This is a genomic window from Arthrobacter sp. Z1-9 (genome assembly GCF_054792695.1).
The window spans coordinates 3,670,979-3,686,185 of sequence record NZ_CP096456.1; the positions used below are offsets into that span (position 1 = coordinate 3,670,979).

The window sequence follows — 15,207 nt, forward strand, 5'->3', positions numbered from 1 at the left end:
AGGAGATTAAGGGGCGCTACCGCGCCGCGATAGCCTTTCCGGCCGCGCGCATTGCAGCAGTATCTGTAGCGATGAGGATGTCGGCGAAGTTTTCCGCGTAGTTTCCCAGGTCGTCGGCTACGGAGCCCACAACGGCCACGAGTGGAATCTTTCGGCCGGAGTTCCGCACGCGTTCCAGGATCGCGGAGATGATCTTTCCTTCGCCGGTCTGCGAATCCAGCCGCCCCTCCCCCACCACCACGGCTACGGCAGACTCAAGACGCCGGTCAAAGTCCCCCGCGTCCAGGACGGCATCCGCGCCGGACAACAGTTCTGCCCCGAAGTGCGCCCACAATCCACCCGACAGGCCTCCGGCGGCACCCGTTCGCGGTACGCCGGTCGGGTTGCGCGGATATAACGCGGCCAGCTGCTCCAGCCGTTCTTCCAGCAGCTTTACCGTGGCTGGATCTGCTCCCTTCTGGGGTCCGAAGACGCGGGCAGCATCCAGGAAGCTGGTGGTGACGTCGGACAGGACAGTGATCCGGGCACCCTGAAGACCGCCCCTTTCGGAGATGGCCTGCACAGCACCGGCCCCGCCGTCGGTAGTGGCGGAACCGCCAGCCGCCACCAGGACGTGCGTGGCGCCATGGCTGACAGCGGCTGCAATAAGCAGCCCGGTCCCGTACGTGCTGGCCGACAAAGCGTCAGCCGGGGTGTTCCGGGCGGCGGTCAGGCCGTTTGCCTGCGCCACCTCGACGACGGCGGTACCGTCGGCAGCCAGCCCCAGGACGGCCTGGAGCGGCTCACCCCAGGAATCAACGACGTCGACAGTCACCGGCGAGGCCCGCAGACTGCGGCAAAGGGCGTCGAAGGTTCCCTCGCCGCCGTCGGCGACAGGCAGTTCGACAGCCTGCAGTCCTCCGTCCTCGATGCCTGCGGCAATGGCAGCGGCGACTTCAGCGGCAGAATAAGTCCCTTTAAAACTGTCTGGGGCAACAAGGATCGTCATGCCGGGACGGGCCGGTTGACCGGGTGAAGCGGCAGGCGGCCCTCGGCGATGGCGATGGCGTTCAGTGCGCTCAGCCGTGCCATTTCGCACCGGACCCGCACGGTGGCACTGCCGACGTGCGGCAGCAGCACGGTGTTGGGCAGCTCTGCCAGCCCGGGTGCGAGCTGCGGCTCGTCCTCGAACACGTCCAGCCCGGCACCGGCAATAACCCCGGTGCGGAGCGCCGCCACGAGGGCGGCTTCATCCACCACAGGACCGCGCGCAGTGTTGATAAGGATGGAGTCCGGCTTCATCCGCGCCAGCACATCCGCATTCACCAGATGCCGGGTCTGGTCATTCAGCGGAACGTGGAGGGACAGGAAGTCGCTCTGCTCCACGAGTTCAGTCCAAGGAACCTGGCGGATCTTGCCGGCGAACTCCCCCAGTTCCTCATCGCTGACAGGACGGTCCCCTGGCGGCCGCGGCGAGAAGACCACCTCCATCCCAAACCCGAGGGCACGGCGGGCCGTTGCGCGGGCGATCCTTCCGAACCCGGCCAGGCCAAGCACGGCGCCGGAGACATCCCTGCCGAGCAGGAGTTCCGGTTCCCACCCGAGGAAGTTGCCGTCGCGGACCAGCCGGTCGGCCTCCACCACACGCCGGGCGGTGCCGAGGATGAGCAGCATGGCGATGTCCGCCGTCGCGTCCGTCAGGACACCGGGGGTGTTGCCCACCCGGATGCCGTGCCGGGTGGCGGCGTCGACGTCGATGTTGTTGTAACCGACGGCGTAGTTGGAGATGCCCTTCACCCTGGCGTCGGCGAGGAGCGGCGCGTCGATGACGTCGCGCAGCTGGGTGAGGACGACGTCGAAATCCCCCGAAGCGCATAGTGTCGCCAGTGTCCGGTAGTCAGGCGGTTCGGGCAGGACCGTGACCTGGCCGGCGTGGGACAGCAGCTGCAGCCCGGGTTCCGGGATGGCAGTGGTGACCAGGAAGTGGTTGCCCATCGTCACTTTCCTCCAGTGGTGCAGTCAGGGGCGGCGGAATCTGCGGGAAGGACCCATTCAAAGGCCGGCGCCTTGGAGCGCGCGCCCTGGGCAGCTTTCGAGCGGTTGGGTTCGCCCAGCTCGGCAAGCAGTTTCTCGGAGAGGACAACCAGGTCCGCGAAGGTTTCCGTGGTGAGCCACTCTGGCCGGGTGGCGAACAGGATGTCTTCGCTGGAGGTGTTGCCGCTGGCGCCGGGCGCGAAGGGGCAGCCGCCCAGCCCGCCGAGTGCGCCGTCCACCATCGCTGCGCCGGCCTGGATGGCGGCGAGGGTGTTGGCTACGCCCAAACCCCACGTGTCGTGGCCGTGATAGACGATCCGCCGGGCCGGAGATTCATCCCGTACCCGTGCAATCAGCCCGGAGACCTGGGCCGGAAAGGCCTGGCCCAGGGTGTCGCAGAGGACGATGTCCGTGGTGCCCTCAGCCCGGGGATCGTTGGCGATGGCCAGGACCCGCTCCTCCGGAACGTAGCCTTCGAACGGGCAGGTGAAGGACGTGGCGATGCAGAGCTGGATCTTCCCGTTGACGGCCTTGGTGTACTCGATCGCCCGCGGCAAGGCGGCCAGGCTTTCTTCGGTGGTGCGGCCGATGTTCGCTTTGTTGTGCGAGTCCGATGCGGAGAGGCAGTACTGGAAGTTCCGCGCTCCGGCGGCTGATGCCTTGGCGACGTGGCCTGGCGTGGCCACCCAAATCCAGCACTTTTCCAGTTCCTCGGGAGTGAGGGCCTGGACAACTTCGAGCGTGTTGGCCATGGTGGGGACCAGGTCCGCGCGGGCCATTGATCCAAGTTCGATCGAGGGCACGCCCAGCCGGATCAGTTCCCGGACCGTTTCGACTTTCCGCTCCGTGGAGAGCATCTTGCCGGTGAGCTGGAGCCCGTCCCGCAGGGTCACGTCCCTCAGGATGGTGTTGCCCAGGGTGGTGGCGAGGCTGTTTTCGTGCTGATTCATGGCTGGAGTGCCTCCTCGCGGCCGGAGGCCGCACTGATCTCTGCCGGGTCCATGTGGAGGAGCCCGCTGAGGATTTCTTCGGTGTTTTCGCCCAGGTCCGGTCCGAGGTTCCGGATGGGGAGCGACTGGTCGCCGATCACGGGGACAATGCCGGGGAAGCCCACCCCGGGCAGGATCTCTTCGCCGGTTGAGACGTCGAACTTCTGGATCATGTTGCGGGCTTCGTACTGGCTGTCGGTGCTAATGTCCGCGGCCGTGTAGATGGGACCGGCCGGAACGCCGGCGGCGTCCAGGGCTGCCAGTGCATCGGCGGCGTCCAGCTCTGCCGTCCACTTTCCAATCGCCTGGTCGAGCTCTTCACGCCGTTCCCAGCGGCCGGCGTTGGTCTGCAGGGCGGGGTCGGCTGCCAGGTCGGGCCGGCCGATGGTGTCCATGTACCGCTGGTAAATCGAGTCTCCGTTGCCGGCCACCACGATGCTGGCGCCGTCCTTGCACACGTAGGCGTTGGAGGGCGCGATCCCTTCCATCCGGCCGCCCACGCGCTGGCGGTCCACGCCGTAGGCCTGGTAGTCGGGAATCAGGGATTCCATCATGGAGAACATGGCCTCGTTAAGGGCAACGTCGATGATGCGCTCGGTGAGGGGTGCGGCGCCGGCCGAGTCCCGCCGTCGTGCTTCCCTTTGGTAGAGGCTCATCATGGAGCCGAAGGCGGCGTACAGGCCCGCGATGGAGTCTCCGATGGAGACACCTACCCGGACGGGTGCGCGGTCCGGGTCGCCCACGAGGTTGCGGAACCCGCCGTAGGCTTCGGCGACGGCGGCGAATCCGGGCCGCTCGGACAGGGGGCCTGTCTGTCCGAAGGCTGAGATGCGGGTGATGATGAGGTCGGGGTTGGCCTGGTTGAGGACATCGGGACCCAGGCCCCACCGTTCCAGCGTGCCGGGCCTGAAGTTTTCGAGCAGGATGTCGGACTTGGCGGCGAGGGCGAGGACTGCCTGTTTGCCTGCCTCGGTCCGGAGGTCCAGCACCACCGACTTCTTGTTGCGGTTGATGGTGCGGTACAGCATGGAGGTGTCGCCCTTGTGGAGGCGCCAGTTGCGCAGCTCGTCGCCGGTGCCGGGGCGTTCAACCTTGATGACTTCGGCGCCGAAATCGGCAAGCAGCCTGCCCGCGGTGGGGGCGGCTATGTAGTTGCCGAGTTCAAGGACGCGTACCCCCTCCAGGGGTGCGATGGGTGTCTGTGTCATGGGATTCTTCTTTCGTTGGCGGGTGTCCGGACGGGGGTGGTGGGCCCGGTCAGAACAGCAGGCTCATGGGCAGGATCAGGAGAATCGCTACGACGGAGGCCACCGAGACGCCGACGGTCACGGATTTCAGTGCGCCCCGCACGCTCTGCCCCAGCAGCGACTGCAGGAGCCAGAAGGTGTTGCTGGTGACATGGACCATGAACAGGGATCCGGCGCCGGCGGCAAGCGCGAGGAGCACGGGATCCAGCCCGATGGCCGGAGCAATCGGCGCCAGCAGTCCGGCCGCGGTGATGGCGGACAGGGTGACGGAGCCGACGGCGATGTGAAGTACGGCGGCAATGGCCCAGACCACCAGGAGCGGGGCAACCGTGCTGGCGGAGAAGAACCCGCCCAGGATGTCTCCAAGGCCTGCTGCGGCGACAGTTGCGGCGAGGGATCCGCCCACGCCGGTGAGGATCAGGATTTGCCCGCTTTCCTTGAAGCCAATGGTGATTGCTTCTTCAACGCGGGATTGGCCGATGGCGGAGCGGGTGACGAGGCAGGTGCCGATCAGGCCGATGAGCAGGGCAATGACGGGTTCGCCGAGAAGCTGGAGCCAGGGCAGGTCGATTTCGAGGATCTGAAGGATGGCGCCGGCCCCGATCAGGACCAATGAGGTCAGGAGCGGGGCGAAGAGGGCAAGCAGCGGAAATTCCTTCTTGCCCCGCTTGGCCAGTGCAACGGTGCTGGGCTGCAGGTCCGCAGCTTCCCTGACCGAGTTCCGCTGTGGCGTATTGGTTGGCTGGTCCGCAGCAGCTTCGTAGTCGTCTTCGCCTTCACGGTCTTCTTCTGCCACGAAGGTGTGGTCTTCGTCCTTCTCTTCATTCCAGAAGCCGCGGCGGAAGAGGAACGTCATGATGGCAATGGAAATGATGATGGTGGGGATCACCAGCAGGAGGCCGAACAACAGCATTTTGCCCAGGGGCACGTTCAGGAGGCCGGCAAGGGCCAGGGATGCGACGCCGGGAACCATGAACACAATGCCGCACTCGAGGGCGATGGCCATGGCCGTTGCCATCCGTGCGGTGCCGAGCTTGCCGATCTTCGGCGCGAGCTTGCGGGCCAAGGGGGCGGAGATGACCAGCAGGACGTCCAGGAAGATCGATTGCAGGACCGTTCCGATGGCCAGGCCCATGGTGTACGGCAGGCGTTTGGGGCCGAACGTATTCAGCAACAGTTCCACCAGGCGGCGGATAGCTCCGCTTTGATTGAGGATGGAGCCCATCAGCACACCGAAGGCGATCAGCAGGCCTACTTCCACCATGATTTCACCGAATCCGGAGGTGATGGTTTCAACGGTCTTTTCGACTCCGAGGCCAACAGCGAGGCCCAGGTAAACCGAGCCGATCACCAAGGCGATGACGGGGTTGACTCTAAAACGGACGATCAGCACGACGGCGGCAAGGACTGCCACGGCCGTGTTGATAAGGACGGCTATGTCTGACATGAGGGGGAATCCGATCATTGGGCCTTCCACTTTGAAGGCTTGGGAACAGATGGGCATCGTGAGGAGGGCCACATCGCTAAACCCATATTATGGGATGCATCTCATAATGCAAGACATTTCTTTTGCTCGCAGTTATCGCGCTACCTTGCGCGGGCTGGATCTCCTTCGTCTGGTATCGCCACCGCGGCCCTGGCTGCCGTCCTGACCAGCCGTTATGCTGATTCAGCTATCCCAGGGGGATGGTTGGGGGCACAAGGGGGCGCTGGTGGAATCAGGTTTCGGCAAGGACACTTCGGGCAGGTTTGGCAGGGGGCATGATGTTCCGGGCGTTCGGCGTTCGCCCAGCGGGCGCATCCCGCAGTGGTCCATAGATGAGGCACTCGGAAAACTTCAAGATCCCGAGCCGTGGCGTGCAGCCCCGCCGCCAACTGTAAGAAAGAGCCGCGGGTATCGCAGGATCAAGCCAGGGAACACCCGCAGGTGGAAGTTCCGGTGGGCCACCGTGCTGGGCCTCGCACTCGTCGTGGGGCTTTACTTCACACCCACGCTCTTCGACCGGTTTGTCTGGTCGGCGGCGCTGCCACACCTCCCTGGCTCCGATGTCCCTCCACCGGGGTTTGAGGCCGCTTCGTCTCCCCTTGGCGTCCCGCCTGCCACGACCGGATCCACCGCCTATGTCCTGCAGGAATCTCCCGATCCGGACCAGCCCTTTGTTGCCTACGACCCCTGCCGCCCGATCCACTACGTGATCCGGCCGGACTTAGCGCCAGCCGGAACGGATCAGCTCATTCGTGAATCCGTCGCCGCGGTCTCCGCTGCCACCGGACTGCAGTTCGTGTACGACGGACCCACGTCCGAAGCGCCGGTGAAGGACCGCGAGGCGTACCAGCCTGATCGGTACGGCAAGAAGTGGGCTCCGATCCTGATTGCGTGGTCCACGCCGGAGGAAGCACCTGAGCTGGCGGGGAGGGTTGCTGGGACAGGGGGCAGCACCTCAATTCAGGTTCAGGGTGAGCCCTATGTGTATGTCTCCGGCCAGGTTCTTCTTGATGCACCGGGCCTGGCAGAAACTCTGGCCTTTCCTGATGGACCTGCTTTGGTCCGTGCCGTCATCATGCACGAGTTGGCGCATGTGGTGGGGTTGGGCCACGTGAATGACCCCACGCAGTTGATGTTCGAAGAGAACAACGGCCAGCTCGACTTCGCGGCCGGCGACCGCGCAGGACTGGCGTTGTTGGGAACCGGCGAATGCGTACCGCGTTTGTGACCGGAAACAGACGACGGCGGGAGGTGCCCGCCGTCGGATCACGTCAACGCGATGGCGTTCGCGGGTGAGCCAGTTCCGCCGGTGATATTCAGCGGCTTGATGCTGAGGAAGGCGTCCCAATTGCCGGTGCTTCGGGTGTGCCTAGTGAGAGGGCCGAGACGCCATAGTTCGCCAAGGGGCATGCCGAGTTTGGCGAGGAGTTGCTGGTGCATCATGCCGTGGTCGTTGAAAGCGCTCTCAAGGTAGGGGCTGGAGGGAACAGCTGGCAGGCATTCGAAGGCGAAGTTGTCGGCCGCAAGGAGGGCGAGCCGGTTGTCCCACGCCCAGGCGACAAAGTCTTCGGACTGGGCAATGCCCGTGGCCCGGCGCCTGTCCCTCGTTCTTTGTTTTCCCTCCGGCGGCAGCGCCAGGAACCATTCGCACCAGCCGGTGTGCAGCATCAGGATGTCCCCCGGCAGGAGACCGACGGACTGCTTCTTGATTGCCGCCTCGATCAGGTCGAGGCCCAGGGGCTCACCGGCGGCATGGTCGATGGGATCTCCCTGGCCATTGCGGTATCCCTCAAGGTCAACCACCACACCCCTGCCGACGATGGGACTGTCCGCCCAGTCCTGGATGCCGAGATCCGGCGTACCTTCCCGGACCCGGTCATCGGGGGTGCCGTTGTAGAAGCCGATGTCGTCCGCCCGGCGGTGCCGCAGACCGTCAATCTGGGTTGATCCCTGCAGGTAGTAACCGTCAAGGTAATCGTCCCGGTGCGCAGGGTGGGACGAGTAGATGGTGTGCCGGGGAGCGCCGCGCTTGAGGGACATTCCGGGGTCGAAGGCATCCGCCGGATAGTCCAGGCCGAACGCGGTGCCGGTTCGAATGCAGTTCCGGGCCTCCAGTATTGCGCCCGGTGTGATGAACGACGGCGTTCCGCGCGTCGGCTCCGGAAACAATCCCCAGGAGGTCCCCGCCAGCACGCCTTCCCGCCGCAGCAGCCCGGCGAACGAAGGATAGTTCCCCGCTGGGGAAGTCATCGCGCCCCTGCCTTCTGCGGCTGTTCCTGGTTCTGGTGGCGTTTGTAGCTCAGGAGAAACCCGGCGATGGCGCAGGCGGAGGCGGCAATACACATCGGCGTCTTGATGGTCTCGTTCAGCGCCGTCAGCCATGCGCCCTGCCCGGCGACCAGCGCAACGGCCTGGCCGGTCACGAACACAACTCCGCCAACGAGCAGCGCTGCCAGGGTCAGGACGAAGAAGACTTCAACGGCCCTTCGGATCTTATGCATGTGGTGTTCCTTTAGATCGGCAGGACGCCAAGGATGATCAGCACGCCGATGCCGAGCAGCGGCAGGGCGTAGTGGGTCAGCAGCCGGGCGAAGGTCTTGATGGGGTCCACGTCAGCGATCCCGCACGCCACATACAAAGGGGCCCCTCCCGGCGGGACCGCCGCCTCGCAGGAGGAAAAGACCAGGACGGCAACGGCTGCGGTGGTTGCCGGCACACCTGCCGCGACGAGGGTTGCGACGCCGACCGTACCGACGGCCGCCATCGTCGCCGTCGCGGAGAGCGGTGCTGCAACGGCGATGATAATCAGCCCAATCAGGATTGCCAGGAGCCACAGGGGCAGGTTCATCCCGTTCAGCAGTTCCGTCATCTGCTGCGGCAGTCCGGTGGCGGCGAGCGCGTTCGCACCGGCAAAAGCGAAGACAACCGTCACGCCGACAATCCCGAACCGTGGTGCGGAATCCTGCAGCAACGCCCACCAGGCACGTCCCTTACGAGGAAGATTCTTCCAGCCCAGCAGTAAACCGGTGATGATGAGGACCACCGGGATCCAGACGATGACGCTTACTGCCTTGGTGACATCTCCCCCGGTCCAGTCCGACACGGCTTCGGCGATGGCGCCGGACGTGATGACCAGCGGAATGGCCACCACGACGAACAGCAGCAGGGTGGCCCAGCCACGGCTGAACGCTGAACCGACAGAAAGCCGGTGGGCGGCATCAAGCGGCGTCATCCCGCTTTTGCGGACCAGCAGCCAGGTGACAATCAGCCGGTGCAGGAAGCACCAGAGACCGCCGAACAGCAGGGGCAGGACGAGCGCGTTGATGTCCAGCAACGGCCCCACCGTGGCTGACCCGACGAGAACGAACATCGACGCACTGAACGGGAAGGTGATACCCATGCCGGCGTTGCCCGCGACGAGCGTGGCCGCCGCGGGCTTGTCCAGCTTCGATTTTTCCATCCAGGGGATGGTGACGGAGCCTACGGTGGCGGCAATGGCGGCCTGGTTGTGGACTACTCCGCCCAGGCCTGCCGATGCCACGGTGGATACCCAGGCTGGTCCCCCTTTGACTCCCCCGATGAGGGAGTTCAGCAGGTCGATCAGCCGGTCGAGCACCCCGGTTTTGTCCAGCAGGTATCCCATAAAAACGAACGCCATGGTTGCGTAGACGATTTCGTCGGTTATCGCCGAGTAAAGCGCCGTCCATCCGATCTGGCCGGCTGCCGCACCGGTGAAGGGGAGCACAACCAGGAAGCCGAGGATCATGGCTTCCCCGACGCTGCGCTTGATCACTGTCGTCCAGAGCAGGATCACGGTCAGGTAGGCGCCAAGGGCCCAAATGCCGATCATGCTGCTGCTCCTGACCGTGACCTGCTGGTGGTGTGGATACTCAAGTGATACCTGTCCATGATTGTGCCCCACACCGGGGTCAGCGCAAGGCCGGCACCGTCTCCCCGGCCATGCGGCTGAGGGCGGCGGCGGAGGCAGTGGTCATTTCTGCAGGCACTCCGAGGTCGGAAAGGTAATTCGCAGTGTCTTGCATTTCCTTTGAGCGACGGAGGGCATGCTTGGCTGTGCCGGCCAGGAAACGGTCGATGACTGCCTGGCCGTCCCCGGCCAGCTGGCCCGCGATCTGGGCCCGGATCCATTCTTCCAGTCCAGCTGCCTTCCCGGCGTTGACGGCTTCGACCACCACTGAGGCCAGCCCCTTCATCAGGACGCTTCGCAGGAGTTTGTGGGCCATGGCTGCACCGGGCTCCCCTTCCGCGATTTCGATGTCCACACCAAGCGGGCTCAACAGATCCGCGACTGCCTGGGCGCCGGGGCCGCTGACCATCAGCGGTGTCTTTTCGCCCAGTGCGGATACCGGTCCGAGAATGGCGACGTCTGCGAAATCGGCTTTGCCGGGAAGCTGTCCGAGCTCGCACATCACGCCCGGGGAGGATGACGTGAAATCGGCGTAGCAGCTCCCTGCTTCCAGGACCGGAAGGCATTCCTGCGCGACGCTCCGTGCTGCCGCAGCTCCTGTCAGTACCAGGACGATGTCAGCCCCGGAACAGGCTTCGGCCGCAGTTGCTGCACGGGTGACGCCGGCAGGAGTGGACGGGGCAACCGGATCAAACCCGGTGACCTGGTGGCCGGCGGCTGTAAGTGCCGCCGCGTAGGTGGCTCCGGCTTCGCCGAGACCGATGACGGTTACCGCTGTCATGATTTTCTCTGTCTTTCTTGTAATGGTGGCGGGCTGCTTAGTGGCGGGCTGCGACGATGGCTTGCCGGCGGTTGGTCTCGTCGGCAAAAACTGCTTCCGCAGCTTCGGCAACTGCCGCTGCCTGCTCACGGGGAATGACCACGACGCCGTCCGAGTCACCGATGATGACATCGCCCGGCAGGACGGGGACGCCGCCGAAGGCGAGCGGCGTTCCCAGGCGGAACGGGCCGTTTTTGTAGGGACCGGCCGGGGTAGTAGCCCGGGCGAAGACGGGCATGCCGATCTCAGCCAGCGCCTCGGCGTCGCGCGCTGCTCCGTCCAGTGCGAAGCCCGCGATGCCCAGGTTGATGGCGCGCTCCCCTATGAGTTCTCCCAGAAGTGCGCGGGACTCATCCCCGCCGCCGGCGACAACGATGACGTCTCCGGGCCGGGCTGACTCCAGGGCCTTGTGGATGCCCTGGTTGTCACCGGGCCGGGTCCAGACGGTGAAGGCAGGCCCGGCGAGGAGGGCGCCGGGCCAGATGGCCTGGATCGCGGAGCTGGCGACGCCGAGCCGGTCCATGGCGTCACCGATGTTGGCGGCAGGAAGCTTGGCGAGCCGTTCCACCAGGTCCTTCTCGGGGCGGGGAAAGTCGGCGCCGATGGTGTCAAGTGCTGGAGTTGTCATGATGGGTTCTTCCGTCAGGTCGATGCGGGAGGGTTAGTCGGTTTTCTGGACCAGCGGGAGGGCCTTCTTGAAGTCCTCTTCCTGTCCGGCCCAGAACTGCTTGTAGTCTTCGGCGGGGAGGTAGCTGGTCTGCAGGCCAAGGTCGTTCATCTTCTGCACCACTGTCGGGTCTTCGACGGCCGTCTTGATGGCGGCTTCGAGCTTCTTCGCGACGCCTTCCGGCAGCCCTGCCGGGGCGGAGTAGCCCCGTGCGGTCCCGGCTTCGAGCTCGTAGCCGGATTCCTTGAACGTGGGAACGTCGGGCAGCGAAGGTGCGCGTTCTGAGGTCATGACGCCCAGGACGCGGGCCTTGCCCTGCTTGGTCAGGTCGGTCACGTCGCTGACGTTGGCCACGAGGATGTCAACGTGCTTGCCCAGGAAGGCGGTGGTTGCCTGCGAAGCACCTTCGGAGAAGTGAACAGGGGCGAATTCTGCGCCAGTGGTCTCCTGGACCTGTGCCAGCGCGAAGTGTTCGCCTGTCTGCAGGCCGGTGGTGCTGGCGGTCATGGACTTCGGGTTTGCCTTCGCAGCGTCCAGGAGGTCCTTCAGCGTCTGGTACGGGCTGTCCGGCTGGACGGCGATGACGGTGGGGTCGATGACCTGCCGGCCGAGGGGCTGGAAGCTGTCGCGGGTGTATTTGGCGCCGCGGGCCGGATCCAGGGGTGAGACGACGACGGACGGGGAGCCCGTGGCGCCGATGGTGTAGCCGTCGGGAGCGGCGCTGGTCAGCTGGGTGTAGCCGATCTGGCCGCCGGCGCCGGGCTTGTTGATGACCTCGACGTTGGTGCCGAGCTCCTTTTCCAGGATGGGCTGGATGAGCCGGGCGGCAGTGTCGACGGCGCCGCCCGAGGAGAAGGCGACAACCAGGTCGATGCTCTTGCCTTTCTTGGGGAAGTCGTCGGCGGCGGTGTTGCCGGCCCCGGCGTTGGCGCCGCAACCGGTGAGGGCGATCAGGGTGGCTGCCGCGAATGCAGCGATGATGCGTGAACGGGTGTTCATTGTTCTTCTCCTTTGAAGGCGTATGGAGGGCAGTGCGGTGAAGGGTTTAGGTTTCGGGGTCTTCGTTCAGTGCCTTGGGCTTGCGCAGCTTGAGCAGCGGGCTGAAGACGATCAGGAGGCCGAGTCCGATCAGGACGGCGGAAAAGGGACGGTTGACGAAGATGCCGAAGTCGCCTTGGGAGATCTCGAGGGATTCCCGGAGGGAGCGTTCCATGAGGGGTCCGAGCACGAGGGTCAGCACCATGGGCGCCAAGGGGATCTCCAGGTGCCGCAGGGCGAGGCCAAGGAGGCCGAACCCGATCATCACGAAGACATCGAAGACGCTGAAGTTGATGGTGTAGGCGCCGATGACCATAAAGAGCAGGATCAGTGCGGTGAGGATCGACGACGGGACGCGGAGGATGGAGGTCCACAGGCCCACCAGCGGAACGTTCAAAACCAGCAGGAGCAGGTTGCCGATGAAGAGGCTGGCGATGATGGCCCAGGCAATTTCGGAGTGTTCAGTGAAGAGGGTTGGCCCCGGGGTCAGGCCCTGCTGGAGGAAGGCTCCCATCAGCACGGCGATGGTGGGTGATGCCGGGATGCCGAGGGTGAACAGCGGGATCAGTGCGGCGTTGGCGTGGGAGTTGTTGGCTGTTTCGGGGCCGGCGACACCTTCGATGGCGCCCTTGCCCAGTTCGTTGCGGTGGCGGGAGAATTTCTTTTCCGCGCCGTAGGCCAACAGGGAGGATACCGAGCCGGTCATGCCGGGGATGAGTCCCAGGCCGAAGCCGATGCCGGTGCCGCGGGCCATGGCCGGGGCGCTCCGGCGCCATTCCTTGCCGGTGGGGAGCAGCGAACGGAAGTTGGGCGCGTGCACCGCAGCCGGCTGGTCGCCCTTGCGGTATGACAGGAGTTCCGAGAGGCCGAAGACGCCCACGATCACCGCGACGAAGCTGAGGCCGTCCAGGAGCCGGTCCATGCCGAACGTGAAGCGCGGGGCACCGGCCACCGGGTCGATGCCCACCATGGCGATCAGAAGGCCCAGGGCGCCGGAGATGACTGCCTTCACCATGGATTTTCCGGCCAGCGCGACAAGGAGCGATATGCCCACCACCATCAGGGCGAAGAATTCCGGTGGTCCTACAAGCAGGCCGAGTTCGCCGAGGGGCTTCGCGGCTGCGACCAGGCCCAGGGTGGCTACTGTTCCCCCGACAAAGGATCCAACGGCGGCGATGGTCAGTGCTGCACCGGCCTTGCCGAGCTTGGTCATTGCGTAGCCGTCGATGGTGGTGATGGCTGAGGCGGCTTCACCGGGAGTGTTCAGCAGCACGCTGGTGATGGTTCCCCCGTAGGCGGTGCCGTAGAAGATGGCACACAGCATGATGATTGCGCCGGTCGCATCCAGGTTCAGCGTGAGGGGGATCAGGAGGGCGACGCCGGCCACCGGCCCGATGCCGGGCAGGACCCCGATGATGGTGCCGAGGAGGCAGCCCAGGAAGGCAAAGAGCAGGTTTTGCCAGGTCATGGCGGCGGCGAAGCCGCCCAGAAGTTCGTTGAAGATGTCCACGGCTAGAGTCCGATCGTGTTCAGCAGGGGGAAGGCCGAAACGGGCAGGGACACGTTCAGGCCGTAGTTGAAGGCGTAGAAGGCGCCCACGCTGCCGGCGAGGGCGATGATGAGGGACGAGATCCAGGTCCGGTGTCCGCGCAGCTTCAGGTGGTACATCAGGAACAGGAACATGCTCAGCTGAAAACCGAGCAGGTCCATGACTGCTGCGAGGATCACCAGGCTCAGGACGACGGCGATGACCAGGCCGCGGTCAACGCCTTCCACGGTGTCGCTGGGCCGGCGGAGTTCCTGGATCAGCCAGAGGACGGCCATGGCTGCGAGAACTGCACCCATGGCGAAGGGGAACAAGCCGGGGCCGGGTCCCAGGGAAGTCCAGAGGCCAAGCTCGATCGAACTGACCAGGACGTAAACGCCGACTGCCGCGAAAGCACCGATACCCACCAGCACGGAGGGAGCCACTCGTGCGGCGCTCTCGGGTTTCGTCATGAGTGACTCCGTTGTCATCGGGTTCCTTCTAACTCTGGGTGTTTTCACTCCGTGTTGTTTTATTTCACAGAATGAAACTATATTGCGTACAAAGAAATAGTGACAGCAGACACACCCACTGTCAAGCGCAAGGAACTTACATAGAATGAAAGAATGGCAATGACGACATCCACGGAACCTTTGGCTGAGGAGGGCCCCAAGGCCTCCAACATGCGCTCCCTCTCCCGGGCCCTGGAGGTCTTCGCGGAACTTCAGCGGGCCGAGCGCCCGCAGCGGCTCAGCGATCTTGCCAAGGCCTGCGGGATGAGCCTGCCTACCACCCTGAGAATCCTGCGGGTGCTTCAGGATTTCGGCATGGTCAGCCAGACGGACAAGTCCTACCGGATCGGCCCGGCTGTCCTGCCCGCCGCCCGAAGCTTCCTTGAGAATGACCCGCTCGTCGTCTCCGCCCGCCCCGTCCTCCAGCAGGTGGCCTCACAGACCGGACTTACGGCGTCGCTCTATACGCGGCTCGGGTTCGAACGCATCCTGGTGGCCCGGGTCGACGGCGAGGCTCCCCTCCGGTACGACCTCCCCCTGGGTAAGCGGCTCCCCCTCACGCTGGGCGCTGCGGGCAAGATCCTGCTCGCGTCAGCGTCCGACGACGAACTTCAGCAGGTGGTGGCCGCGGCAATCGCAGGCGGCCAGGAGGGCGCCGGGTTCACGGTGGAGGTGCTGCGCTCCCGGCTGCCTGAGCCCACCGCCGACTACGCGTACTCAGCTGATGAGCGGGCCACAGGAGTTGTCTCTGTGGCCGTCGCCGTGCCAAACAGGCTGGGGCGGCCCAGCGAGTCCATCTCACTCACCAGCCCGGTGGAGGCAGCCAGCGAAGCCACGCTGAAAGCCGGGGTGCCAGAACTCCGCCGCGCCGCCGGCAGGCTTTCGGAACTGCTTGAGGGTTCCGTCTACTAGGGGTTCCAGCCACGGGCGCGGGCAAAATGAACGACGGCGGGAGCCTCCCGCCGTCGTTCTTTCTGTTGGT

Annotated in this window: 15 protein-coding genes; 2 read left to right on the top strand and 13 right to left on the bottom strand. The window is 65.1% G+C overall.

The genetic code is table 11. The features are described from left to right. Positions 1 to 16: 16 nt before the first annotated feature. Genes M1D93_RS17080 through M1D93_RS17100 form a run of 5 tightly spaced genes read right to left on the bottom strand, consistent with a single transcriptional unit; the run spans position 17 to position 5,696 of the window. Positions 17 to 988, bottom strand: coding sequence for a glycerate kinase (locus tag M1D93_RS17080; RefSeq protein WP_461172647.1), 972 nt, complete (start codon positions 986 to 988; stop codon positions 17 to 19). Continuing rightward, complete coding sequence (locus tag M1D93_RS17085) at positions 985 to 1,974, bottom strand: 2-hydroxyacid dehydrogenase (protein WP_461172648.1); 990 nt, start codon at positions 1,972 to 1,974, stop codon at positions 985 to 987. Before M1D93_RS17085 ends, M1D93_RS17080 begins: the two co-directional genes overlap by 4 nt. Positions 1,975 to 1,976: 2 nt before the next feature. Continuing rightward, positions 1,977 to 2,963 (bottom strand): beta/alpha barrel domain-containing protein, encoded by a 987-nt coding sequence (locus M1D93_RS17090; protein ID WP_461172649.1) that lies wholly within the window; start codon positions 2,961 to 2,963, stop codon positions 1,977 to 1,979. Further along, complete coding sequence (locus M1D93_RS17095; RefSeq protein ID WP_461172650.1) at positions 2,960 to 4,210, bottom strand: CaiB/BaiF CoA transferase family protein; 1,251 nt, start codon at positions 4,208 to 4,210, stop codon at positions 2,960 to 2,962. Before M1D93_RS17095 ends, M1D93_RS17090 begins: the two co-directional genes overlap by 4 nt. Positions 4,211 to 4,259: 49 nt before the next feature. Beyond that, positions 4,260 to 5,696 carry a GntP family permease gene (locus tag M1D93_RS17100; RefSeq protein WP_461172651.1) on the bottom strand — a complete coding sequence of 479 codons (1,437 nt, stop codon included), beginning with the start codon at positions 5,694 to 5,696 and terminating at the stop codon, positions 4,260 to 4,262. 502 nt (positions 5,697 to 6,198) lie between these two features. Here M1D93_RS17100 and M1D93_RS17105 point away from each other — a divergent pair. Beyond that, complete coding sequence (locus tag M1D93_RS17105) at positions 6,199 to 6,963, top strand: zinc metalloprotease (protein WP_461172652.1); 765 nt, start codon at positions 6,199 to 6,201, stop codon at positions 6,961 to 6,963. 38 nt (positions 6,964 to 7,001) lie between these two features. On the opposite strand, the gene M1D93_RS17110 is transcribed toward M1D93_RS17105, so the two are convergent. The 8 genes from M1D93_RS17110 to M1D93_RS17145 form a co-directional block, all read right to left on the bottom strand. After that, positions 7,002 to 7,985, bottom strand: coding sequence for a cyclase family protein (locus M1D93_RS17110; protein WP_461172653.1), 984 nt, complete (start codon positions 7,983 to 7,985; stop codon positions 7,002 to 7,004). Further along, positions 7,982 to 8,236, bottom strand: coding sequence for a hypothetical protein (locus tag M1D93_RS17115; protein WP_461172654.1), 255 nt, complete (start codon positions 8,234 to 8,236; stop codon positions 7,982 to 7,984). Before M1D93_RS17115 ends, M1D93_RS17110 begins: the two co-directional genes overlap by 4 nt. Positions 8,237 to 8,247: 11 nt before the next feature. Then, positions 8,248 to 9,585, bottom strand: a complete 1,338-nt coding sequence (locus M1D93_RS17120) for a TRAP transporter large permease subunit (protein WP_461172655.1) — start codon at positions 9,583 to 9,585, stop codon at positions 8,248 to 8,250. Between the two features lie 79 nt (positions 9,586 to 9,664). Beyond that, a complete protein-coding gene (locus tag M1D93_RS17125) occupies positions 9,665 to 10,444 on the bottom strand; it encodes an NAD(P)-dependent oxidoreductase (RefSeq protein ID WP_461172656.1) in 780 nt (259 codons plus the stop codon). A gap of 37 nt (positions 10,445 to 10,481) precedes the next feature. Then, positions 10,482 to 11,111 carry an RraA family protein gene (locus M1D93_RS17130; protein ID WP_461172657.1) on the bottom strand — a complete coding sequence of 210 codons (630 nt, stop codon included), beginning with the start codon at positions 11,109 to 11,111 and terminating at the stop codon, positions 10,482 to 10,484. Between the two features lie 33 nt (positions 11,112 to 11,144). Then, positions 11,145 to 12,149 (bottom strand): tripartite tricarboxylate transporter substrate binding protein, encoded by a 1,005-nt coding sequence (locus M1D93_RS17135; protein ID WP_461172658.1) that lies wholly within the window; start codon positions 12,147 to 12,149, stop codon positions 11,145 to 11,147. Between the two features lie 46 nt (positions 12,150 to 12,195). Further along, positions 12,196 to 13,698, bottom strand: coding sequence for a tripartite tricarboxylate transporter permease (locus M1D93_RS17140; protein WP_461172659.1), 1,503 nt, complete (start codon positions 13,696 to 13,698; stop codon positions 12,196 to 12,198). Positions 13,699 to 13,700: 2 nt separating this feature from the next. Further along, the gene (locus M1D93_RS17145) at positions 13,701 to 14,204 is read right to left on the bottom strand and encodes a tripartite tricarboxylate transporter TctB family protein (protein ID WP_461172660.1); all 504 of its coding nucleotides are present in this window, start codon (positions 14,202 to 14,204) and stop codon (positions 13,701 to 13,703) included. A gap of 141 nt (positions 14,205 to 14,345) precedes the next feature. Here M1D93_RS17145 and M1D93_RS17150 point away from each other — a divergent pair, with 141 nt between their 5' ends. Then, complete coding sequence (locus tag M1D93_RS17150) at positions 14,346 to 15,137, top strand: IclR family transcriptional regulator (RefSeq protein ID WP_461175055.1); 792 nt, start codon at positions 14,346 to 14,348, stop codon at positions 15,135 to 15,137. Positions 15,138 to 15,207: the final 70 nt, after the last annotated feature.

Coding starts and splice junctions, on each gene's coding strand:
- M1D93_RS17090 (WP_461172649.1), bottom strand. CDS start 2,963: ATGAATCAGCACGAAAACAGCCTCGCCACCACCCTGGGCAACACCATC.
- M1D93_RS17080 (WP_461172647.1), bottom strand. CDS start 988: ATGACGATCCTTGTTGCCCCAGACAGTTTTAAAGGGACTTATTCTGCC.
- M1D93_RS17120 (WP_461172655.1), bottom strand. CDS start 9,585: ATGATCGGCATTTGGGCCCTTGGCGCCTACCTGACCGTGATCCTGCTC.
- M1D93_RS17110 (WP_461172653.1), bottom strand. CDS start 7,985: ATGACTTCCCCAGCGGGGAACTATCCTTCGTTCGCCGGGCTGCTGCGG.
- M1D93_RS17150 (WP_461175055.1), top strand. CDS start 14,346: ATGACGACATCCACGGAACCTTTGGCTGAGGAGGGCCCCAAGGCCTCC.
- M1D93_RS17115 (WP_461172654.1), bottom strand. CDS start 8,236: ATGCATAAGATCCGAAGGGCCGTTGAAGTCTTCTTCGTCCTGACCCTG.
- M1D93_RS17130 (WP_461172657.1), bottom strand. CDS start 11,111: ATGACAACTCCAGCACTTGACACCATCGGCGCCGACTTTCCCCGCCCC.
- M1D93_RS17095 (WP_461172650.1), bottom strand. CDS start 4,210: ATGACACAGACACCCATCGCACCCCTGGAGGGGGTACGCGTCCTTGAA.
- M1D93_RS17125 (WP_461172656.1), bottom strand. CDS start 10,444: ATGACAGCGGTAACCGTCATCGGTCTCGGCGAAGCCGGAGCCACCTAC.
- M1D93_RS17085 (WP_461172648.1), bottom strand. CDS start 1,974: ATGGGCAACCACTTCCTGGTCACCACTGCCATCCCGGAACCCGGGCTG.
- M1D93_RS17145 (WP_461172660.1), bottom strand. CDS start 14,204: ATGACAACGGAGTCACTCATGACGAAACCCGAGAGCGCCGCACGAGTG.
- M1D93_RS17100 (WP_461172651.1), bottom strand. CDS start 5,696: ATGTCAGACATAGCCGTCCTTATCAACACGGCCGTGGCAGTCCTTGCC.
- M1D93_RS17135 (WP_461172658.1), bottom strand. CDS start 12,149: ATGAACACCCGTTCACGCATCATCGCTGCATTCGCGGCAGCCACCCTG.